Source organism: Mycobacterium parmense, from assembly GCF_010730575.1.
GTDB lineage: Bacteria > Actinomycetota > Actinomycetes > Mycobacteriales > Mycobacteriaceae > Mycobacterium > Mycobacterium parmense.
Map to the genome: position 1 here is coordinate 1,757,349 of NZ_AP022614.1, position 22,274 is coordinate 1,779,622.

19 protein-coding genes are annotated in these 22,274 nt (G+C 71.7%); 6 read left to right on the forward strand and 13 right to left on the reverse strand.

Translation table 11 applies throughout. The features are described 5' to 3' along the window. Positions 1–80: 80 nt before the first annotated feature. From G6N48_RS08040 to G6N48_RS08090, 11 genes are all read right to left on the reverse strand, one after another. Positions 81–1,025: a copper transporter gene (locus G6N48_RS08040; protein ID WP_085271604.1), complete on the reverse strand. Its 945-nt coding sequence runs from the start codon at positions 1,023–1,025 to the stop codon at positions 81–83. Between the two features lie 24 nt (positions 1,026–1,049). Then, positions 1,050–2,231 carry a putative cytokinetic ring protein SteA gene (gene steA, locus G6N48_RS08045; protein WP_085271605.1) on the reverse strand — a complete coding sequence of 394 codons (1,182 nt, stop codon included), beginning with the start codon at positions 2,229–2,231 and terminating at the stop codon, positions 1,050–1,052. A gap of 185 nt (positions 2,232–2,416) precedes the next feature. Beyond that, a complete protein-coding gene (recN, locus tag G6N48_RS08050; protein WP_085271606.1) occupies positions 2,417–4,168 on the reverse strand; it encodes a DNA repair protein RecN in 1,752 nt (583 codons plus the stop codon). A 24-nt stretch (positions 4,169–4,192) separates the two neighbouring features. After that, positions 4,193–5,128 carry an NAD kinase gene (locus G6N48_RS08055; protein ID WP_139826001.1) on the reverse strand — a complete coding sequence of 312 codons (936 nt, stop codon included), beginning with the start codon at positions 5,126–5,128 and terminating at the stop codon, positions 4,193–4,195. Further along, a complete protein-coding gene (locus G6N48_RS08060; protein WP_085271608.1) occupies positions 5,125–5,934 on the reverse strand; it encodes a TlyA family RNA methyltransferase in 810 nt (269 codons plus the stop codon). The genes G6N48_RS08055 and G6N48_RS08060 overlap by 4 nt, the downstream gene beginning before the upstream one ends. A gap of 8 nt (positions 5,935–5,942) precedes the next feature. Continuing rightward, a complete protein-coding gene (locus G6N48_RS08065; RefSeq protein ID WP_085271609.1) occupies positions 5,943–6,128 on the reverse strand; it encodes a hypothetical protein in 186 nt (61 codons plus the stop codon). Positions 6,129–6,151: 23 nt separating this feature from the next. After that, positions 6,152–7,171 (reverse strand): HAD-IIA family hydrolase, encoded by a 1,020-nt coding sequence (locus tag G6N48_RS08070; protein ID WP_085271610.1) that lies wholly within the window; start codon positions 7,169–7,171, stop codon positions 6,152–6,154. A 4-nt stretch (positions 7,172–7,175) separates the two neighbouring features. Next, positions 7,176–7,964 (reverse strand): tetratricopeptide repeat protein, encoded by a 789-nt coding sequence (locus G6N48_RS08075; protein WP_139826002.1) that lies wholly within the window; start codon positions 7,962–7,964, stop codon positions 7,176–7,178. 20 nt (positions 7,965–7,984) lie between these two features. After that, entirely contained in the window at positions 7,985–8,347 is a 363-nt protein-coding gene (locus G6N48_RS08080; protein WP_085271611.1) for a DUF732 domain-containing protein, read from the reverse strand. Positions 8,348–8,447: 100 nt separating this feature from the next. Next, positions 8,448–9,728, reverse strand: a complete 1,281-nt coding sequence (tyrS, locus tag G6N48_RS08085) for a tyrosine--tRNA ligase (protein ID WP_139826007.1) — start codon at positions 9,726–9,728, stop codon at positions 8,448–8,450. 19 nt (positions 9,729–9,747) lie between these two features. Continuing rightward, positions 9,748–10,359 (reverse strand): DNA-3-methyladenine glycosylase, encoded by a 612-nt coding sequence (locus tag G6N48_RS08090; protein WP_085271613.1) that lies wholly within the window; start codon positions 10,357–10,359, stop codon positions 9,748–9,750. 80 nt (positions 10,360–10,439) lie between these two features. Here G6N48_RS08090 and G6N48_RS08095 point away from each other — a divergent pair, with 80 nt between their 5' ends. The 4 genes from G6N48_RS08095 (at position 10,440) to G6N48_RS08110 (ending at position 13,956) form a co-directional block, all read left to right on the forward strand. Beyond that, on the forward strand, positions 10,440–11,711 hold the full coding sequence (locus G6N48_RS08095) for an ammonium transporter (protein WP_085271614.1): 1,272 nt from the start codon (positions 10,440–10,442) through the stop codon (positions 11,709–11,711). Between the two features lie 103 nt (positions 11,712–11,814). Continuing rightward, complete coding sequence (locus tag G6N48_RS08100; RefSeq protein WP_085271615.1) at positions 11,815–12,579, forward strand: ABC transporter ATP-binding protein; 765 nt, start codon at positions 11,815–11,817, stop codon at positions 12,577–12,579. Next, complete coding sequence (locus tag G6N48_RS08105) at positions 12,513–13,331, forward strand: ABC transporter permease (protein WP_085271616.1); 819 nt, start codon at positions 12,513–12,515, stop codon at positions 13,329–13,331. Before G6N48_RS08100 ends, G6N48_RS08105 begins: the two co-directional genes overlap by 67 nt. Before the next feature lies 1 nt (position 13,332). Continuing rightward, positions 13,333–13,956: a TetR/AcrR family transcriptional regulator gene (locus tag G6N48_RS08110; protein ID WP_085271617.1), complete on the forward strand. Its 624-nt coding sequence runs from the start codon at positions 13,333–13,335 to the stop codon at positions 13,954–13,956. Here G6N48_RS08110 and G6N48_RS08115 read toward each other — a convergent pair. Both G6N48_RS08115 and G6N48_RS08120 read right to left on the reverse strand, forming a co-directional pair. Continuing rightward, positions 13,922–14,146, reverse strand: coding sequence for a Trm112 family protein (locus G6N48_RS08115; RefSeq protein ID WP_085271618.1), 225 nt, complete (start codon positions 14,144–14,146; stop codon positions 13,922–13,924). The genes G6N48_RS08110 and G6N48_RS08115 overlap by 35 nt on opposite strands. Further along, complete coding sequence (locus tag G6N48_RS08120) at positions 14,146–17,115, reverse strand: acyl-CoA synthetase (protein WP_085271619.1); 2,970 nt, start codon at positions 17,113–17,115, stop codon at positions 14,146–14,148. Before G6N48_RS08120 ends, G6N48_RS08115 begins: the two co-directional genes overlap by 1 nt. A gap of 331 nt (positions 17,116–17,446) precedes the next feature. Here G6N48_RS08120 and G6N48_RS28625 point away from each other — a divergent pair, with 331 nt between their 5' ends. Together G6N48_RS28625 and G6N48_RS08130 are read left to right on the forward strand one after the other, a co-directional pair. Then, a complete protein-coding gene (locus G6N48_RS28625) occupies positions 17,447–20,278 on the forward strand; it encodes a PE family protein (protein WP_139826003.1) in 2,832 nt (943 codons plus the stop codon). A gap of 178 nt (positions 20,279–20,456) precedes the next feature. Further along, entirely contained in the window at positions 20,457–22,241 is a 1,785-nt protein-coding gene (locus tag G6N48_RS08130) for a glycoside hydrolase family 15 protein (protein ID WP_085271621.1), read from the forward strand. Positions 22,242–22,274 lie beyond the last annotated feature (33 nt).

Genomic DNA, 22,274 nt, shown 5'->3' on the forward strand with positions numbered 1-22,274 from the left:
AGATGGGCCTGCCGACCCACGGAAACCCACCCTAACATCCACCACGCTATGTGGTGGGGAACACGCCCGCCACTTCAGATTTACTGAGGCACTGTGATCGACGTCGCCCCGTGCCCGGTGCCGTACTGCCCGACGTGGCCGCCGTTGATCAGGTCGTGCAGGCCCAGGACGGCGGTGATGCGGCCGGGGGCGACGTCGATGTCGTCGACGGTGCTGACCGCGGAATTCATGCCGGCGTCGGCGCGGGCCACGGCCACCGCCGCCCCGCCCGTCGCCGAGCCGTCGCGACCGGCGAGCAGGGCACCGGAGCCGTGCGGCGCCAGCGCGGCCGAGAAGCGCGCCACGCTGACTCCCTGGTTGCCGGCGTCCTGGGGCAGCGCGCCCCCGGTGACGATCAGCGCGGCGTTGGCCGCGCCCAGGTGCTCGCTGGGCTGGTAGGTGATGAAGCCGGTGTCGCGCAGCGCCGCCAGGACGGTGTCGCGCTGGGGATCATCGACTGGCGGGACCGCGGGGTTGGCGTTGACCATCAAAGCGATGCCCAGCAGGTCGCCGGCCTGCGAGCCCTGGTCGACCAGCTTGGTGCTCAACTGCTGGCCGGCCGGCAGGATCGACGAGTTCACCACCGTCTGCAGCTTCTCGGCGGAATTGGCGTCGACGAATTCCTGCGTCAGCGACACCGTGCCGGTGATGGTGCCGCCGGCCTGGCCGATGAACTTCGAGACCGCGGCGACGTCGTCGTCCCTGGCGTCCGGGGTGCGGAACACCACCACCGACTTGCCGCCCAGCGCGTCGTGCACGATGCGGCCAACCAGTTGGTTGTCGAAATTGTTTGCGGCGCTGAGCTTCTCGTTCAGTACGTTCTTCTGGTCGTTGAGCCCGCTGATCTGCGTGTACAGGTCGCGCTTCTCGTCACGCAGGCTGGAGAGCAGGGTGTCCGACAGAAAGCCGGAACCCAGGACCACCCCCACGGCCAGCGCCAGGAAGACCGCGGCGAGTGAGAGCGCGTGTTGGCGTAACGAGATCATGTGCGTGAACGCCCCCCGCGGTAGTTACGTCACCCACTTCTGCACCATCACGCAGAAGTGGTTCCAGTACTCGGTGACCCACTGCAGCACCACCCCGTCGGTGCGTGACACCCACAGGGCCACGATGACGGCGATCAGCATCGTCAGGGCCAGCAGCGCGATGGCGCCCGCCGAGATGTGGTTGCGGTACAGGGTGGCCACCGCCTTGGCATCGACCACCTTCTCCCCCACCCGCAGCCGGGTGAGGAAGGTCGAGGGGTTGCTCTGCGAGCGGGTCCGGTCGAAGAACGTCTCGATGTTGGCGGTGTGCCCGGCCGTCACGAGCAGCGCGGCGCCGTGGTGGTCGGCCAGCAGCAGAGCCAGGTCGACCGCCGAGCCCGCGGCCGGGAACGTCATCGCCCCGACGCCGAGGTCCTGGATCCGCTCCAGCCCCGGTGCGTGGCCGTCCGCGTCGGCGGGCAGCACCACCTGGGCGCCGCACTTGAGGGCCTCGGCGCTGATGTGGTCGGGGTCGCCGACGATGATCTGCGGCCGGTAGCCCGCCCTGCGCAGGACGTCCGCGCCCGTCCCCACGCCGATGAGCACCGGCTGGTACTCCTTGATGAACGGCTTGAGGGACTTCAGGTCGTCCTCGGCGCTGGGCTCGTCGGCGACGACCACCACGTGCCGGCGGCGCAGGTCCACGTCGACGTCGGGGATGCCGATGCCGTCGATCAGCAGCGGGCTCTCGCTCTTGATGAACTCAATCGTGTTGCCCGCGAACGCCTCCAGGTGGGCGGCCAGTCCGCTCTTGGCCTCGCGCATCAGGTCGGCGATGTCGTGGTCGGTGCGCTCGGTGCCGCGGACGAGGCGGCGGTCGCCGGAGTACACGCCGCCCTCGTGCAGGCGGATCTTGGCGCCGTCCTTGACCTTCTTGAAGACGTCGGGCCCGGTCTCGTCGATCAGCGTGACCCCGTTGTTGACCAGCACCTCCGGACCGAGGTTGGGGTAGCGGCCCGAGACCGACGGCGACGCGTTGACGACGGCGGCGATGTCGGCTTCCACCAGCGCGTCGGCCGTGATGCGGTCCAGGTCCAGGACGTCGAGCACCACGATGTCGCCGGGGCACACCCTGCGCAGCAGTCGGTCGATATTGCGGTCTACCCGGGCGGTGCCGGTGAGGCCGGGCCGGGTGGGGTTACGGGAGAGGAGGCCTGACATCTTCATGGGCCTCGATTCTGTCGGTGAAGGCCCGGGCCGGGGCGGAGGCGCGCCGTAACATCAGCCACAGAAGTTATCTAGAGTCCCATTAGTCACAGGAGCGTCTCGCTTCCGTTGCGCGAGGGTCCGCAAATGCACGGGCTGCGCGGCGTGTCGTTGTACAGACACGCGCGCTCGCGGAATCGGGGGCGTCAGGCCTGGTCGTTCTGCGCCGTGTCGAGCAGTTCGCGGGCGTGGGCGCGGCCGCTGTCGGACTCGCCCAGCCCGGCCATCATGCGCGCCAGCTCGGCGACGCGCTCGTCACCGGTCACCGTCCGCACCACGCTGGTCCCCTTGGGCCCGGCGCCGTGCACCACCAGGTGCACGTCGGCGTAGGCCGCCACCTGCGGCAGGTGCGTGACGACGATGACCTGATGCGTGCGCGCCAGCCGCGCCAACCGCCGCCCGATCTGCACCGCGGCCCGCCCGCCGACGCCGGCGTCGACCTCGTCGAAAACCATGGTGGTGCCCGCCGCGGAGGCGGCCAGCACCACCTCCAGCGCCAACATCACCCGGGACAGCTCGCCACCCGAGGCGCTCTTGGCCAGCGGCAGCTGATCCATCCCGCGGTGTGCGGCGAAGCCGAACTCGACCTGGTCGACACCGTCGGCGCCGGCCCGGGCCAGCTCGCCCGAGGGCAGCCGCAGCGCCGCGGGATCGTCGGGATCCGGCGCGACGTCGGGAGTCACGTCGATGCTGAACTGCGCGTCGGCCATCGCGAGGCCGGACAGCTCGGCGGTGACCTCCTTGGCGAGCCGCTTGGCGGCCTTACGCCGGATCGCACTGAGATCAGTTGCGGCCTCTGCCAATTCGCGGGCGAGCTCGTCGACCCGGGCGCCCAGCACCGCGAGGCCCTCCTCGGAGACGTCGAGCTGGGCCAGCCGTTGCCGCGACTCCTGCGCCCAGGCGAGCACCCCGTCGATGTCCGCGGCGTACTTGCGGGTCAGCGTCCGCAGTTCGCCCTGCCGGGCCAGCCTGGACTCCAGCGCGCTCGCGTCGACCGGCAGCTCGTCGAGGTATCCGCTCAGGTCGCGGCCCGCCTCGACCACCACGGTCAGCACCTCGCCGATCTGGCCGGCCAGCGCCAGCAGCTTCGCGTCGTCGGTCGATTCCAGCGCGGCCCTGGCCTTCCCGAGACAATCGATGGCGCTGAAGCCGGCGCCGTCGGCGTCCTCGGCGGACAGGGCCGCGCGGGCCGTGGCCGCCGCATCGCGCAGCGTGTCCAGCTCGGAGAGCCGCACGATCTCGGCAACCAGCGCGTCATCCTCGCCGGGTTGCGGGTCCACGGCGTCGATCTCGTTGAGGGCGAAACTCAGCCGGTCGGCCTCCAGGGCGAGCTCGCGCATGCGGTTGCGCCGGTCGAACAGGTCGCGCCGCGCCGACAGCCACGCGTCGCGTAGTTTGCCGTAGCGCTCCAGCGCGGGCCCCGCCTTGGCGAAGCGGTCCAGCGCGCCGCGTTGCTCCTCCGGCCGCATCAGCCGCAGCTGGTCGTTCTGCCCGTGCAAGGTCAGCAGCCCGGTGGTGAAGTCGCCCAGCGACTTCGCGGGCACGCTGCGGCCGCCGAGGAAGGCCCGCGACGGCCCGTCACGGCTCACCGAGCGCAGGGCGATCACGCTGCCGTCCTCGTCGCGCTCGGCCCCCGACGCGTCCAGGATCGCGTCCAGCGCGGCCACCGATGAATCGTCGAGATCCGTTGTGCTGAACCGCCCCTCGACGACGGCGCGCTCGGAGCCCGACCGCACCCGGGTGGGGTCGGCGCGCGCGCCGCCGAGCAGGTGCAGCCCGGTCACCACCATCGTCTTGCCGGTGCCGGTCTCGCCGGTCAGGACGGTGAGCCCGCGGCCGAACTCCCCGACCGCGGCGCTGATCGCCCCGAGCGACTCGATGCGGATTTCGGTCAGCATTCCGTCAGCACCGCGGGCAGGCCGTCAGTTCCCGCGCCAACCGGTCACCGGCAACCGGAACTTGCGCACCAGACGGTCGGTGAACGGCGCGCTGTCCAGGCGCGCCCACAACACCGACACGTCGCACCGCTTCACCTCGATTCGGCTGCCGGCCGGGATCAGCATCTCGCGGCGGCCGTCGCAGAACACCAGCGCGTCGTGGCCGTCGGCCTCGACCTCGATGGCGATCGTGGCGGCGGGGCTGGTGACCATGGGGCGCCCGAACAGCGCGTGAGCGTTGTTGGGCACCACCAGGATTGCCTCGAGGTCGGGCCACAGCACGGGGCCGCCCGCGGAGAAGGCGTAAGCGGTGGAACCGGTGGGCGTCGACACCAGCACCCCGTCGCAGCCGAAGGTCGACACCGGCCGGCCGTCGATCTCGACGACCACCCCGAGCACACCCAGCCGCGGACCTTTTTCCAGGCTGACCTCGTTGAGTGCCCAGCCGTGCTCGATGACGCGGCCGCCGTGGCGCACGACCAGGTCGAGGGTCAGGCGGTTCTCCACCCGGTAGTCGCGCGCGACGACGTGTTCGAGCACCCGGTCGATGGCCTCGGCCTCGGCCTCGGCGAGGAACCCGATCCGGCCCAGATTGACGCCGAGCACCGGGATTTCGGCGTTGCGGGCAAGTTCGGCGGCCCGCAGGAAAGTGCCGTCCCCGCCGAGCACCAGGACCAGTTCGCACCCCTCGGCCGCCCGGGGGTCGGCGTCGACCACCTCGATCTCGACCCCCATCTCGCGGATGTCGTCGGGCAATACCTGCACCGTGCCGCGGTCGACGGCCTCCGCTGACAACACGCGCAGCGCAATCCCATTGTCGTGCAAGACTTTCTGGACGCGTCGCGCCGTCTCGGTGGCCTCGCCGCGGCCGGTGTGCACCACCATCAGCACGGTTCGGCGCGCCGTCGTCTCAGAAGTCACCGGGGCCCCTCCCGCACGGCGCGCCGCACCGCATCCACCAGCTTGTCGTCGGTCAGCGCGCCGTCCGTACCGGCCCGCAGCCACAGAAAGTATTCGACATTGCCCGACGGGCCCGGCAGCGGGCTGGCGGCGACGCCCACGGGATGCCAGCTCAACTCTTCGGCCCGGCGAGCGACGGCCAGCACCGCGTCGGCCCGCAGCTCGGGGTCGTGGACCACCCCGCCCGCGCCGACCTGCCCCCTGCCCACCTCGAACTGTGGCTTCACCATGGGAACGATATCCGCGCCCGGGCAGGCGCATCCAGCGAGCGCCGGCAACACGGTGGCCAGCGAGATGAACGACAGGTCGGCGACCACCAGGTCGACCGGGCCGCCGATGGCCGCGGGCGACAGGTCGCGGGCGTTGGTGCGCTCGACGACGGTGACCCGCGGATCGCAGCGCAGGGGCCAGGCCAGCTGCCCGTAGCCGACGTCGACGGCGACCACGTGGGCCGCGCCGCGGTCCAGCAACACCTCGGTGAACCCGCCGGTGGACGCGCCGGCGTCCAGACAGCGCCGGCCCGCCACGGGAATCCCGAACGTATCCAGCGCACCGATGAGTTTGTGGGCGCCGCGGGATACCCAGCTGCGTCCGGTGTCGGCGGCGACGGTCAGGGCCGCGGTGGCGGCGACGGCGGTGGCGGGCTTGAGCGCGGGCATTCCGTCGATGCTGACCTTGCCCGCGCTGATCAACTCGGCGGCCTGCTGGCGGGACCGCGCGAGGCCGCGGCGGACCAGTTCGGCGTCAACGCGGGCATGTCGAGACACGCGGGCACTCAGCCCTTCTCCGCCGACTCCAGCGCGGCCAGCAGCACGTCGTGCGCCTCCGAAAGGCGGCGGGCGATCTCCTCGAGCTCGGCCAGCGACGGACCGTCCTCGGCGGAATCCGGGTTCTGCGGGTCGGGCAGCCGGGCGAGCAGGGAGTCTATTTCAGCGCGAATCTGAGCGGGATCGATAGTCATTGCGTTTCCACGCTAGTCATCCGCTACCCGCCGTGCACCAACGACCAGCGCTGCAGCGCGTCGCGGGCCCGCCCGTCGGCGGCCTCGATGCGCACCGGCGGCCCGCCGGGCTGGGCTTTCCACACCTCCCACGCGACCGCGCGGACGACAGCCAGGCCGTCGTCGTCACGGTCGTCGCCGGCGCCGTTGGCGCCGACGGTCACCACGCCGGCGCGCAGTTCGGCGCGCCAGCCCCGCTGTGGGCCCACCTGCAACCGCGTCGCGTCGGCATGCAGCGAGCGCAGGTCGTGGCCGATGTAGGTGGGCCGATGGTCGGGCCGGGCATACACGGCGTCACGCGCGGTGTTGACGCCGGTCAACACCATCAGGCTGGGCAGCCGGGCGGCGTTGGCGCCCTCGATGTCGGTGTCCAGCCGGTCGCCGATCACCAGCGGCGCCCGGAAGTCGCCCCGGGCCACCGCGTCGGTCAACAGCCCCGGGGCCGGTTTGCCCGCGACCCGGGGCTCGGCGCCGGTGGCAGCCCGCAGCGCGGCCACCATGGACCCGTTGCCGGGCAATAGCCCGCGCTCGGTGGGCAGCGTGGGGTCGACGTTTGCCGCCACCCACTGCGCGCCCGACCGGATGGCCAGCGCGGCCTCGGCCAGTTCCGGCCAGCCGAGGGTCTTCGACAAGCCCTGGACGACGGCCGCCGGGTCGTCGTCGTAGCTGCGCACCGGGCGCAGGCCCACGGCGGCGACCTCGTCGGCGAGCGCGTCGGTGCCCACGATCAGCACGCGCGAGTTCGCCGGCAGCAGGTTGGACAGCAGGCGGGCCGCGCTTTGCGCGCTGGTGACGACGTCCGCGCCGGTGGCGGTGAACCCGAGTTCGGTCAGATGCGCGGCGACGTCGTCGGCGCTGCGGGACGCATTGTTGGTGACGAACAGCTTGCGGCTGCGCACCTCGTCGAGCGACTGCACGGCGCCAACGGTCGGCTGGGCGCCGCGGAAGACCGTGCCGTCCAGGTCGATCAGCAGGCAATCATATTGCTGTGCAATGGTTTTCATGCTCTCAACCGAGTTCGCCGGCCCGGTCTTCGGCGTCGGTGACGCCGTCGATGTCGGCGGCCGCCGAGCGCAGAAACCAGTGCAGCGCTTCGTCGTTGCGGCCCAGCGCCAGCAGCGTGTCGGCGTAGGCGTAGAACAGCCGGGCCGCAGTCGAGCCCCGGCGGTCCGGGTCCAGCTGCGGCGTGGACAGGACCGTCAGCGCCTGCTCCAGCTGTCCCAGATCCGCACGCGCGCCGGCGGCGACGATGCGCAGCTCGTCGGCGTCGTCGCCCTCGAGCCGGGCCGCCTCCTCCCCGCGCGCCAACTCGATCGCGCGCTCCGGGCGGCCAAGCCCGCGTTCGCAATCGGCGATCAACGCCAGCAGCGAGGACTTGCTGCCCATGCGCTTGGCGGCGCGCAGCTCCGCGAGCGCCTGGGCCCAGTCGCCGGTGTAGTAGGCGGCGATGCCGACGGCCTCGCGGATCGCCGCGATCCTGCTGGAGCGGGCCCGCGCCGCGCGGGCGTGCTGCAAAGCGGCCTCAGGGTCCTCGTCGAGCAGGGAACCGGCGGCGACCAGGTGGCGCGCGACCGCGTCGGCCGTGGCGCGGTCCAGGGTGCTTAGTTCGCGCCGCACCTCGGGCGCCAGCTGCCGGGCCTCCACACCTTCCGGGATCGCCGGGCCGTCCTGGGGCTTGGCCTCGGCGCCCTGGGCGGCGCGGGTTCGCGGCTGCGCCGAACGGGCACGGCCCGGCCCCGACCAGTTGCCGGATCCCGGACGCCGTTCGCCGCTGCGCCCCCGCCTGTCGTCGACCACGCTGCCGAGAATACGGGCAGCTACCCCTGAAGCCGGTGGGGCATCAGCGATGCCAGGACCGCCGGGCAGTAGGTGGCGATCGCCACGATGGTGAACAGCCCCGCCGCCTGCTCGGGCATGCCGTTGCTGTCGCGCACCCTGGCGACCACCCCGTCGAACGACCCGCCCGGCGTGACGAGCATGGGGCAGACCGACTCGCCCAGCGCCGTCGCGGCCGCGGGCTCGGAAAGCGACAAGCCGGCGTTGGCCAGGGCCGACAGGAACGCGTTGCCCATCATGTCGGCGCGCACGGGCGGCGCCGACGTCGAGGCCAGCGCAGCCAGGGCCGCGAAGACGCCGAAGGTCCGCAGAACGGCCGGGTATGCGTGCGTCTGGGAAATCACCGTGACAACAGTGGCGCCCGAGGGTCACGTCGACGACACGGACAGGTCAAGGTTGGGACAACACCGCGTTTTGCGGCTGCGGTCGCGCCGGTCGCCCGTTCTAGAGGCGCTGGACGCCGGCGACGTTGCGCTTGCCGCGGCGCAGCACCAGCCAGCGGCCGTGCAGGAAGTCCGACGGCTGCGGCGCCCAATCCTCGCTTTCGACGCGGGTGTTGTTGACCGAGACGCCGCCCTCGCCGATGGTGCGGCGCGCGGCTTTGCGGCCGTCGGAAAGACCGCTGGCCACCAGGAGGTCGACGATGCCGTCGGGCTCACCGGGTTTGAGTTCGGCGACCGACGTCTCGCGCAGGGCCGCGGCCAGCGTCGCCTCGTCGAGGCGGTCCAGCTCGCCCTGCCCGAACAGCGCGCGGCTCGCGTGCTCGACCGCCTCGGTGGCGTGTTCGCCGTGTACCAGCACCGTGAGCTCGCGGGCCAGCCGCCGCTGCGCGGTCCGCTGCTGCGGACGCTCGGCCGTCGCCTGTTCGAGCTCGGCCAGTTCGTCGGCCGACAAGAAGGTGAACCAGCGCAGGTACCGGATGACGTCGGCGTCGGCGGTGTTGAAGAAGTACTGGTACCACGCGTAGGGGCTGGTGAGCTGCGGGTCCAGCCACAGGCTGCCGCCGCCGGTGGACTTGCCGAACTTGGTGCCGTCGGCGGCGGTGACCAGCGGCACGGTGAGCGCATGCACCGTCCCGCCCAGCTTCTGGCGGACCAGGCGAACCCCGGCGATGATGTTGCCCCACTGGTCGGACCCGCCGATCTGCAGGTTGCAGCCGTACCGGCGGTGCAGCTCGACGTAGTCGTTGGCCTGCAGCAGCATGTAGCTGAACTCGGTGTAGGAGATGCCCTCGCCCTCCAGGCGGCGGCGGATGGTGTCGCGGTCCAGCATCACGTTGACCGAGAAGTGTTTGCCGATGTCGCGCAGGAACTCGACGGCCGACAACGCGCCCGTCCACTCGAGGTTGTTCTCGACGATGGCACCGGTGGGTGAAACCCCCGAATCCGAGAAGTCGACGAAGCGCTCCAGCTGCCCGCGGATCCGCTCGGTCCACTCGGCGACGGTGTCGGCCTCGTTGAGGGTGCGCTCGCCGACGTCACGCGGGTCGCCGATCATGCCGGTGGCGCCGCCGGCGAGCACGATCGGGCGGTGGCCCGCACGCTGGAAGCGCCGCAACGCCAGCAGCGGCACCAGGTGCCCGGCATGCAGGCTCGGGGCCGTCGGGTCGAAGCCCGCGTAGACCGTCATCGGCCCGCGCTGCGCCTCGGCGGCCAGCGCGTCCAGGTCGGTGGACTGCGCGATCAGCCCGCGCCAGCCCAGCTCGTCGATGATCATGGGATCGATCCTTCCAAAATCGTCGAGGCTAGTCGCTGGCACCCGGCGCCGGCGCCCGGGGACTGCGCCGGTAGGCCGACACCTCCGGCCGGCCGGCGAGCCACAGCCGCCACGGCCGGTCGGCGGCCTGGCTGACGCCGACGCGGGGACCCGCGACGGCCGTCAGCGGTTCGCTGAGCTCCAGCGCCACCGGGCTGTCCGGATCGAACAGGTCGATCCCGTTGTCGTCCATGGTGATTCCCAGGGCCGAGCACAGGTTGCCCGGGCCCCGCGCCAGTGCCGCGGTGCGGACCAGCTCGCCACGGCGGGCGCGCGCGACGTCGATACCCCCTTCGAGCGCCGCGGCCCGCAGCAGGACGGCAGCGGCGGTCCCGTCGGGTCCGCAGGAGACGTTGGCGCAGACGTGGATGCCGTGGCTGCGGTAGGTGTAGAGCCGTCCGGGGGGCCCGAACATCACGGCGTTGCGGCCGCTGCGCCCGCGGTAGGAGTGCGCCGCGGCGTCCGGCCACGGCCCGTCGGGCACCCCGCCGTAGGCCTCGACCTCGACCACGATCGCGCGCACACCGCGCCCGACGAGCGTGGCGCCGAGCAGCCGGCGCGCGGCCTCGACCGGATCGACCACCAGCCGGTCCGCAACCACCCACCGAACCTACCGGCACGGCGACCGTGGCAATATCCCGGTGTCCCGGGCCCCCCGGGGCGCTAGGAGGAGCCCGGACCGTGCACCCCATCGACCCCGCCGCCACCGCGTGGCTGCTGGCCAGCACCGCGCTGGTGCTGCTGATGACCCCGGGCCTGGCGATCTTCTACGGCGGCATGGTCCGCACCACCGGGGTGCTCAACATGATCATGATGAGCTTCATCTGCATACCGCTGGTCACGGTGGTCTGGCTGCTGGTCGGCTACACCATCGCGTTCTCCGAGGACGGCGCGGGCGGGCTCGTCGGCAACCTCCGGCACCTCGGGATGCTCGGCATCGGCCCCGGCAGCGTCCACGGCACCGTTCCCGAACTGCTTTACGCCACCTTCCAATTGACCTTCGCGATCATCACGGCCGCGCTGGTCAGCGGAGCGATCGCCGACCGCGCCAAGTTCGCGGCATGGGTGGTTTTCGTCCCGGTGTGGGCAATAGTCGTGTATTCGGTTGTCGCGCACTGGGTGTGGGGTCCCGGTGGCTGGCTGGCCAGGCTCGGCGTGCTCGACTACGCCGGTGGCTTGGTCGTCGAGATCGTCTCGGGTTCCTCCGCGCTGGCGCTGGCGCTGGTGCTCGGGCCCCGCATCGGCTTCAAAAAAGATGCGATGCGCCCGCACAACCTGCCGTTCGTCCTGCTCGGGGTGGGCCTGCTGTGGTTCGGCTGGTTCGGGTTCAACGCCGGATCCGCGCTGGCCGCCAGCGGGACCGCCGCGGCCATCTTCCTCAACACGCTCGTCGCCGGGTGCCTCGGGATGCTCGGCTGGCTCTCGGTCGAGCAGATCCGCGACGGCAAACCCACGACGTTCGGAGCGGCCTCCGGCGTGGTTGCCGGGCTGGTGGCCATCACCCCGTCGTGCGGCACCGTCGACACGCTGGGCGCCGCGGTGGTCGGCCTCGCCGCCGGCGTGGTGTGTTCGTTCGCTGTGGGCGCGAAATTCCGCTTCAACTACGACGATTCGCTCGACGTGGTCGGGGTGCACTTCGTCGGCGGCGTGGTGGGCGTGTCGCTGATCGGGCTGCTCGCCACCGCGGTGATGACGTCGGGTCCCCGCGGCCTGTTCTACGGGGGCGGCTTCGACCAGCTGGGCAGGCAGGTGCTGGCGATCGTCGTCGTCGCGTGTTACGCGTTCGTCGTGTCGTTCGTGCTGGCGAAAGTGATCGACCGGTTCATGGGCTTCCGGCTCAGCGCCGAGGAGGAGACGACGGGCGCTGACTTCACCCAGCACGCCGAGACCGCGTACGCCGAAGGCGTGCAGGGGCATTCGCCGCTGCGCCGGCCGGTGCCGCCTTCCGCCTGACCGCGAGAGTGCGCCTACCGACGCGTTTCGCGAGTGGACCCGTCGCTGGCTGCACTGTCGGTACCCCTTGACAAGCACGGGGCCCCGGACGATTATTCATCACATGATGAGTTCATCGGCTGATGAATTAATGCCGAGGGACCGGGCTCCCGCGGTCAGCATCGAGCATCTGCGTGTTGTGCGTGGTAATCGTCCCGCACTGCAGGACTTTTCGGTGACGATCGCCCACGGCGCCATCACGGGTCTGCTCGGTCCGTCCGGTTGCGGCAAGACCACACTGATGCGCAGCATCGTGGGCACCCAGATCGTCAAGTCGGGCACCGTCATGGTGTTGGGCCGGCCCGCAGGAAGCCCGGCACTGCGGCGCCGAGTCGGATACATGCCGCAGGATCCGACGATCTACAACGACCTGCGCATCGTCGACAACGTCCGCTACTTCGCCTCGCTCTACGGCGTCGACGGCCGCGCCGCCGACGCCGCCATCGACCGGGTCGGCCTCACCGACCATCGGACCGCCCTCTGCGCCAACCTGTCCGGCGGCCAGCGCACGCGGACGTCGCTGGCGTGCGCCCTGGTCTGCCAACCGGAGCTGCTCATCCTCGACGAACCCACCGTCGGTCTGGACCCGGTGCTGCGGGTCGATCTGTGGGAGCAGTTCACCGACCTCGCCCGCGCCGGAGCCACACTGCTGGTCTCCAGCCACGTGATGGACGAAGCCGACCACTGCGACGACCTGCTGCTGATGCGCGAAGGCCACCTGGTGGCCCACACCACCCCGACCCGACTGCGAGAGGACACCGGATGCACGTCACTGGAGGACGCGTTTCTGTCCGTCATCAGGCGCAGCACGAAGCAAAAGGCGGGCTAGGGCTCAAGGCGTACGCGGCGACCACGACGCGGATCCTGCGTCAGCTGGGCGCCGACCGCCGCAGCGTCGCGCTGATACTCGTGGTGCCGGTTCTGGTGATCACGTTGATGTATTACATGTTTCACAACGCCCGGCACCAACCGGGCATGCCGTCCCCGTTCAACAACGCCTGCCTGATCCTGCTGGGCCTGTTCCCGCTGTTCGTGATGTTCATCATCACGGCGATCACGATGCAGCGCGAACGGGCCTCAGGGACGCTGGAGCGGATTCTGACCACTCCCCTGCGCCGGCTGGACCTGTTGATCGCCTACGGCACCGCCTTCTCGATCGCCGCGGCGGCGCAGGCGACAGTGGCGTGCACCGTGGCGTTCTGGTTCCTCGGCTTCGACACCTCGGGCAGCTGGGTGTGGGTCTTCGTGATCGCGATCGTCAACGCGGTGCTGGGCGTCGGCCTCGGCCTACTGTGTAGCGCGTTCGCCCGCACCGAGTTTCAAGCCGTCCAGTTCATCCCGCTGGTGATGGTGCCGCAACTGCTGCTGGCCGGCATCATCGTCCCGCGATCGTTGATGCCAGACTGGCTGCAATGGGTCAGCAACGTCATGCCCGCGAGCTACGCGCTGGAAGCATTGCAGCAGGTCAGTTCGCACACGGAACTGACCGGGGTCGCGGTGCGCGACATCGTCGTCGTGGCAGGTTCCGCGTTCGCGGCGCTGTGCCTGGCCGCGGCGACTCTGCGTCGGCGGACCGCGTAGCGTGACGACAACCAACACCGGGCGCCGGCGGCCGGGGCGGCCGGCCGGCAGCTCCGATACCCGGCAGCGAATTTTGACGAGCGCCCGAGAGCTTTTCGCGCGCAATGGTATTGGTAATACCTCGATTCGAGCGGTGGCCACGGCGGCCGGTGTCGATTCGGCGTTGGTGCATCACTACTTCGGCACCAAGGAAAAGCTGTTCGCCGCGGCCGTCCACATACCGATCGACCCGATGGACATCATCGGCCCGTTGCGCGAAGTGCCCATCGAGGAACTCGGGCACCGAATCCCGTCAACGTTGTTGCCGCTGTGGGACTCCGAGATCGGCGCGGCGTTCATCGCCACGCTGCGATCCGTGCTGGCCGGCACGGAAGTCAACCTCTTCAGCACGTTCATCAAAGATGTGATCGGCGTGGAAGTTGGCTCCCGCGTGGACAATCCACCCGGAAGCGGGATTCTTCGCGTCCAATTCGTCGCGTCGCAGTTGATGGGCGTGGTGCTGGCGCGCTACATACTGAAATTGGAGCCGTTCGCGTCGCTGCCGGCCGAGGAGATCGCACGGACCATCGCGCCCAGCCTGCAGCGCTACCTCACCGGGGATCTGCCGGACGGGCTCGCTCCATGAGCCGGGCGTGCTCGTCGTCGTCGACGTCGCGGGCCTCGTCGACGAGCAACACCGGGATGCCGTCCTCGATGCGGTAGGCGCGCCGCAGCCGCGGGTTGTAGAGCAACTCCCCATCGGCTGAGTCCACGAGGACCAGCGGACCGCGGTCGGCCGGGCACACCAGGATGTTCAGCAGTGCGTTGTCGAGCATCAGTGGGCTCCGCTCAGTTGGGATCGCACGCCGGGGGTCAGCCGGCGAAATTGGTTGGCGTCGGAGTCGAAATACCAAACGTGGCGGCCAGGTTTGGGGATACCCGCCGCGCGCAGGCCGCTGACGGTGGGGCGGAAGGTCGCGCTCAGCGCCATCTCCGGCACCACGTGCACGATGTCGGGACCAACCCCGACGGGGATTTTCGCCACCGCTTCGGTCAGATCGGCCGCCGTGATGCTGGCGCCGGGCAGCAACGTCACCGCCGACACCGCGACCTCCCGGCTGCCGACGGGGACGTTGTAGGTGACCGCCAGGTCGACGCCGTTGACCCAGCCGAGCGCGTTGGTGACCGGCTCCGGGAACACCACTCCCCGCGCGGTATGCACCACCGAGCCGCGCCGGCCGGCAAGCCAATAGTCGCCGTCGTCGTCGCGGAAGAACAGGTTCTCCGTGGAGATCCAGGTGTCGCCGGCGGCGAACACACCCCGCTTGATCGAGGCGGTCGGGTCGATCGGGCCGTTCGACGCGGCGAGCAGCACGCCGACCTGCCGGGGCGCGGCGACCTGCACGAAGCCGCGGTCGGTCTCGAGGATGAGGTCCTGCTCGGCGTCGTAGGCACCCAGCTCGATGCGCCCCGCGCCGGGCAGCGGGCGTCCGCTGCTGCCGGGCTTGGCACCGGACACGTTGGCCAGCACCGCCTGCCCGTCGGTGGTCGCGAAGAATTCGACCACCCGCGCGGGCGAGAACGCGTCGATGACGCGCTGCCAGAGCCCGGTCGGCATGCCCGAGCCGATGAAAAGCCGCACCGGATGGTTGCCGTGCAGCACGAACGCCGGGTCGTCGACGACGTCGCGCAGCATGGCCCAGGTGTAGGACACGACCGTGACGCCGTACTGCCGGACCTCCTTGACGAACCGGTCCGGGTCCAGGCCGCGCGACAACGCGATGCGGGTGCCGCCGACCACCGCGCCGCCCAGGCTCACCAGCAGCGCCGACTCGTGGTGCAGGGGCGTCAGGCAGTAGACGGTGTCGCGCCGGTCGAGGGCGGCCGTCGAAGCGGTCCCGAACGCCGACACCGCCCACCGGTAGTTGGTGATCTGCTTGGCGACCAGCTCGCCGCCGGCGGAGCTGAACGCCACGAACGCCAGGTCTCGGGCCAGTCCCGGGTTGGGCCGGTACCACGCGGGCAGTCTGACGGCGTCCGGATCGATCTGTTCCATGTCGATGACGTCCGCGTCCTCGGGCAGGTGCAGATCGCGGGACTCACCGCCGCCCAGCACCAGCACGTGCCCCGGCAACTGGCGGGCCGCGTCGAGATTGGTTGGATCGGTGAGGATCTCGCTGACTCCGCCGAGCCGGACCGCCGCAGCCAGGTCGGCGTCGGGCCGCATCACCACCGCGACCGCGCCGATCCGCGACAACGCGGCGATCGCCACGAGCGCGCTGGGCCGCGTCTCCATCAACACCCCGACCCGGTCACCCTGCCGCACCCCGACCTCGATCAGCCCGCGCACGACGTTGTCGATCCGCCGGTTCACGGCCTCGTAGGTGTGCACCCGCCCATCGAACAGCAGGAATTCGCCCTGCGGTGCGGCGTCCGCCTGCTCTTCGATGATGCGCCCCAACGAGATTCGGGTGTGGTCGTTGAGCTGCCCGAGCCTGGCCAGGCGCGGCAGCGTGCGGTAGGTCTCGACGGCCAGGGTGCGCATCGACTTGTTGGCCCCGGCGACCGTGCCGGCCGCGCCGCGGGCCACCGCCAGGGCCGCCTCGGAGACCTCCCCGATGCCGTGCGCGAGGCGAGAGCTCAGCGCGACGCCGCTGTCGGTGCGCTCCTCCGGCTGGTCGGCCATCAGGTCGATGCTGTCCGGTTTGTCCCCGCCGGTGGACAGCCACTTCACCCAGTCGACGACGGTGGGCCAACCGTGCTGCGCAGCCTTGGAACCCACGACCAGCCCGAAATGTCCCGTGCGGATGCGGCTTTCATAGACCTCGGCGTAAGGGGCGGCACGCCGGATGCCGCGCACCGACGCCGGCTGGCCGATGTCGTCGACTTCGCCCACGAACGCCAGCACCGGGCAGGTGATGTCGGTGAGCGTGACCATCTGCCCGTTGATGGCAAAACCGCCTGTCATCATGCGGTTGTGCGCGATGAACTGCTTGAGCAGCTCGGAAACCGCCGGCCCCGACCACGCGATCCAGCCCTCGCGCTCGAGGAACCTACGCTGCTGTTCGCGCGGCAGTAGCGCCTCCCGGTCGTGCAGCTGACGCACGAAGTCCACCCGCGCCTTGGCGGTCTTGAGGGGGTCCAGCATCTGAAACCCGGTGCGCGCCAGCCAGCTCGGGATATCCAGCCGGTTGAAGACGTGGTCGGCCATGAAATTCGCGGCGGCCGCGCCGAAGTTCGGCGGGATGCCCATGGGCAGCGCGGCCAGCGTGTCCACCGGAGAGCCGAACGTCACGATGCTGGCGATGTTCTTCGAGCGCCGGTACGCCGCGGCCTGGTAGCAGAACATCCCGCCCTGCGAGTAACCCACCAGGTGGACGTCCTGGCCGGTTGCGTCGCGCACCGTGTCGATCGCCTGGCTGAGCGCGACGATGTGGTCGGCCAGGTTGCGCCGCATCCCTCCCTCGATCTTGTCGGGCGAGCCGAAGTCGATCACCCAGGGGTCCAGGCCGTGGGCGTGCAGGATGCCCACCGCCCCGTCGGCCTGGGTGACGTCCCACATGTCCGCCGACATCATCATCGGGTGCACCATCAATACCGGGGCGCCGATTTCCGCCTGACCGGGGAGGCTGGCCGGGGGGAAGTACCGCCGGAGCTTGTACATCGGCACGCTCTCGACGATCTGGGACGGCGACGGGACGCTGCCGGTTTCCAGGCCGCCCAGTCGCAGGACCTCCAGCCCGTTCTGCGCGGTTGCGATCAAGCGCTCCACCGGTCGCGTAACGACCGAGAAATTGAGATTCACCGCTGCTCCTGACGTCCCACCTGCACAGCCTGGCAATCATGGCACACCGGCCTGCCGGGCGGTTCTGATCAGGCGCTTCGCCCGCGCGAGACGCCGCGCGGAGCGGCCGCGCGTGCGCGCCTGGCGGGACCGGCCGCACCGGCCGCAATCGGGGGCGTTGGTCGCCGGTCTCACGCGTGGACGATCGGCGCCGACGCGTTGCGTGGGCGCTATCGAATGGATGTCGAACAAAGTTCAGGAAAGTTCAAATAAATCTGGAAATTGTGGATCGTTGGGATCATACTAACCCCCGTAACATACCGAGCACCCTTAAATGCGCCCAGGAGGCCGCGTGTCGTACGTAATTGCCGCACCGAACATACTTGCGGCAGCAGCGGCAGATCTGTCAGGAGTCGGCTCCCTGGTGAGTGAGGCGAACGCGGCCGTCGTTGCGCCGACCACCGGCATGGCGGCCGCCGCGCAAGACGAGGTATCGGCGGCCATCGCCGCGTTGTTCTCCGACTACGGCCAGCAGTACCAGGCGCTCAGCGCGAAGGCGGCGTCGTTCCATTCCGAGTTCGTGCAGGCCCTGACCGGGGCCGGAAACGCCTACGCCCAGGCCGAGGCGGCCAACGTCTCACCTCTGCAGACCCTGCAGCAGGACGTGCTGGGCGCGATCAACTCCCCCACCCAATTGCTGCTGGGCCGCCCGCTGATCGGCAACGGCGCCGCCGGCGCGGCCGGGACCGGCGCGAACGGCGGCGCCGGCGGGCTGCTGTGGGGCAACGGCGGCGCGGGCGGTTCCGGCGCGGCCGGCCAAAACGGCGGCGCCGGCGGGGCGGCGGGACTGCTCGGGACCGGCGGCGTCGGCGGCGCGGGCGGGCTCGGGGCCAACGGCGGCACCGGCGGCACCGGCGGCATGCTGTGGGGCGCCGGCGGTGCCGGCGGCATCAGTGGCGCCGGTGGCACCGGCGGGACCGGCGGCAACGCGGTGTTGTTCGGCAACGGCGGCGCCGGCGGCGCGGGCCTGGCCGGCGTGAGCGGCGGCGCCGGCACCGGCGTCAGCGGCACCGGCGGCAGCAACGGCGGCACCGGCGGTAACGCCGGCATGTTGTTCGGCAACGGCGGCGCAGGCGGCGCCGGCGGCCAAGGCGGCGCGGGTGGTTCTGGCATCGACGCGACCGTTGCCGGGGCAACCGGCGGCGACGGCGGGAACGGGGCCAGCGGTGGTAACGCGGGTGCCGGCGGCCAGGGCTCGGCCTTGTTCGGCCACGCCGGCGCCACCGGCACCGCCGGCGCCGGCGGCCAGGGTGGCCAAGGCGGCATGGGCGGCGTCGACGGCGGCACTGGCGCCGGCACCGGTGGCAACGGCGGCAACGGCGGAGCGGCCGGAACGGGCGCGGCCCCCCTCGTGGGCGCCGGCGGCCAGGGCGGCACCGGCGGTACCAGCACCATCGGCCAGGGCGGCACCGGCGGCAACGGCGGCGTGTCGGGTGACGGCCTGACCGGTGCCCAGGGTGGCACCGGCGGCGAAGGCCTGACCGGCGGCCAGGGCGGCACCGGCGGCGTCGCGGTCAGCACAACCAACGCCAACGCCGTCGGCGGCGTCGGCGGTACCGGCGGCGTCGGCGACACCGGCGCGGGCGGCGCGGGTGGCACCGGCGGCGACGCGTTCGGCTCCGGAAGCGGAAACGCCACCGGTGGTGTCGGCGGGGCCGGCGGGGCCGGCACGAACGGCGGCGGCGCCGGCGGCGTCGGCGGCGACGCGTTCAGCTCCGGCACCGGGAACGCCACGGGCGGCGCCGGCGGTGCCGGCACCAGCGGCGGCAGCACCGGTGCGGGCGGAGCGGGCGGCACCGGTGGCGCCGGGGTGGTTGACGGCACCGCCACGGCGACGGCCCTCGGCGGGCACGGCGGCGTCGGCGGCGACGGCACCACCGGCGGCGCCGGCGGCGCGGGCGGCACGGGCAACAACACCGCCGACGGAACCGCCACCGGTGGCGTCGGCGGCCAGGGTGGCGTCGGCAGCAGCGGCGCCGGCGGCCACGGCGGCGACGGCGGCGCGGCCACCGGCCTGGGCGCGGGCAGCGTGACCGGCGGCAACAGCGGGGCCGGTGGCGCAGGCGCCACCGGCGCGGGCGACAGCGGCACCGGCGGGGCGGCGACCAGCCAAGGCACCGGAAACGCCACCGGCGGCGTCGGCGCCGACGGCACGAGCGGCGGCAGCACCGGAACCGGCGGGGCGGGCGGCACCGGCGGCGCGGCGTCGATCCAGAACACCACCTCGTCGGCGACCGCCACCGGCGGTCACGGCGGCGCCGGCGGCAGCGGGACCACGGGCGGCACCGGCGGCGACGGCGGGGCCGCGGGCACCCTCGGGGCCGGCAACGCCACGGGCGGCGCGGCGGGCGTCGGCGGCACCAGCAGCGCGGACACCGGCGGCGGCGGCGGCACCGGCGGCGCGGCAACCATCTCCAACCCGGCTTCCCCGGCAACGGCGACGGCGACCGGCGGCGCCGGAGCGGCGGGCGGCGCCGGCACCACCGGCGGCACCGGCGGCGACGGCGGGGCCGCGACCACCGCGGGCCTCGGAGCGGCGACCGGCGGCGCGGCCGGCAACGGCGGCACCGGCACCGCCGGCATCGGCGGTGGCGGCGGCACCGGCGGCATCGCGCAAGTCACCAACCTCAACGCGCTGGGCAACGCCGCGGGCGGTCAGGGCGGTAGCGGCGGCAACGGCCTCGTCGGCGGTGACGCCGGCACCGGCGGCGAAGCCGACAACGCCGGGGCCGGACTCGCCACCGGCGGGTTGGGCGGCAACGGCGGCGCGGGCAGCGCCGGCAACGGCGGGACCGGTGGCGGTGGCGGCCTCGCCCAGACAGCGGGAGCCGGAAACGCACAAGGCGGCTTCGGCGGCAACGGCGGTGGTGGTACCGGCACCGGCGGCACCGGCGGTACCGGCGGCAACGCGGGCGCCTTCGGCAGCGGTAACGCCACGGCCGGCAACGGCGGCACCGGCGGCAACGGCACCACAGCCGGGGCCAACGCCGGCGACGGCGGCCCCGGCGGCAACGCCTTCGTCACGTCGGGCACCGCCACCGCCGCGGGCGGCCAGGGCGGACAGCCCGGGACGGCCGGGGCGGGCGGCAACGCCGGCAACGCCGGCAACAACGGGACGCCGTAACCGCGGCGTCCCGCATGGACTGGACCGGCGACCTCTCCCCCACACCGAGGTCGCCGGTCCTTTTTGCCCCGACGGCCTAAGGCCGAAGTCCGAACGATTAAGCCGCCGAAATTCGGGTAACCCCGCCTTGTTTGGGCGGTGACCGGCATGAGCAGCGACAAGAATTGGGTGTAAAGCGTTGGCGGACAAGACCATTGACCTCGAGTCGGCCTTTCCGCCGCGGGTGCTGCGCGAGTACGCGTTGCTGGCCGACGGGGAGCGCGGCGCGCTGATCGGGCCGCAGGGCGAGGTCACCTGGATGTGCGCGCCCCGCTGGGACTCCGACGCCGTCTTCTCCAGCCTCATCGGCGGCGGCGGCATGTACGCGGTCACTCCCACCGACACGCGCCACGTGTGGGGCGGCTTTTACGAGCCGGGGTCCTTGATATGGCACAGCCGCTGGATCACCCACGCGGGAACCGTGGAATGCCGCGAGGCACTGGCGTTTCCGGGCGATTCGGATCGGGTGGTGCTGTTGCGGCGAATCCTCGGCTGCCGTGGGACGGCGCGGGTGCGGGTGCTGCTGCAACCCTGCGCCGGGTTCGGCCGCCACGGTCCGGGGCGGCCGGCGCTTGACGACGGCGTCTGGACCGGCCGCTCGGGATCGTTGCATTGGCGATGGTCGGGCGGGTGCGACGCGAAGACCGCGCGCTCCTCAGGCGGAGAGGACGTGCTCACCTGCGAGGTCACCATCGACGAAGGCCGGCATCACGACCTGGTGCTGGAGTTGTCCGAACGCCCACTTCCCGAGCGACCGCCGGATCCCGACGTCGCCTGGGACGCGACCAGCGCCGCCTGGCGCCGCAGCATGCCGGAACTGAAGTGCACGATCGCCCCGCGCGACGGGGAACACGCCTATGCGGTGCTGCGCGGGCTGACCAGCTCCGCCGGCGGCATGGTGGCCGCAGCCACGATGAGCCTGCCCGAACGCGCCCACACCAACCAGAATTACGACTACCGCTACGCGTGGATCCGGGACCAGGCCTACGCCGGAATGGGTGCGGCGGCCGCCGGCGCGATGGACCTGCTCGACAGCGCCGTCGCGTTCGTCGGCGCGCGTCTGCTCGAGGACGGGCCGGACCTCAAACCCGCCTACACCATCGCCGGGGACCGCGTGCCCGCCGAGGAAACCCTCGACCTGCCTGGCTATCCCGGCGGTGCCGACAAGATCGGCAACTGGGTCAACCGCCAATTTCAGCTCGACGCCTTCGGCGAGGGGTTGCAGCTGCTGGCTACGGCCGGGCGGGTCGACCGGCTCGACGCCGAAGGCTGGGGCGCCGCGCGAGCCGCCATCGGCGCGATCGAAAAGCGTTGGAAAGAACCAGAAGCCGGGATGTGGGAGATCGACGATCAGCGGTGGACACACTCCCGGCTGTCCTGCGTCGCGGGGCTGCGCCGTATCGCCGAGGTGGCCGGCGCCGGTCCCGAGATCTCCGCCTGCTCGTCCCTGGCGGACGCGATCCTCGCCGACACCGCCGCGAGCAGCCTGCACCCGCAGGGGGGTTACTGGCAACGCAGCCCACAACTGACCGACGTGGACGCCTCGCTGCTGCTCCCACCGGTGCGCGGCGCACTGCCCGCCACCGACCCGCGGACACGCGCCACCCTCGACGCCGTCCGCAGCCGGCTCACCGACGACGGCTTCGTCTACCGCTTCCGTCACGACGAGCGTGACCTCGGCGACGCCGAGGGCGCGTTCGTGCTCTGCGGATTCATGATGGCACTGGCCGAACATCAACTGGGGCACGGCCATTGCGCCATGCGCTGGTTCGAGCGCAACCGCGCGGCCTGCGGACCGCCCGGCCTGTTCTGCGAGGAATACGACGTGAGGCAACGCCAGTTGCGCGGCAACCTTCCGCAGGCGTTCGCGCACGCGTTGCTGCTCGAATGCACGGCCACCCTGGCCGACGACGCGCTGCACTGAGCGAACGGAGAACGCACATGACGCAAAACGTGG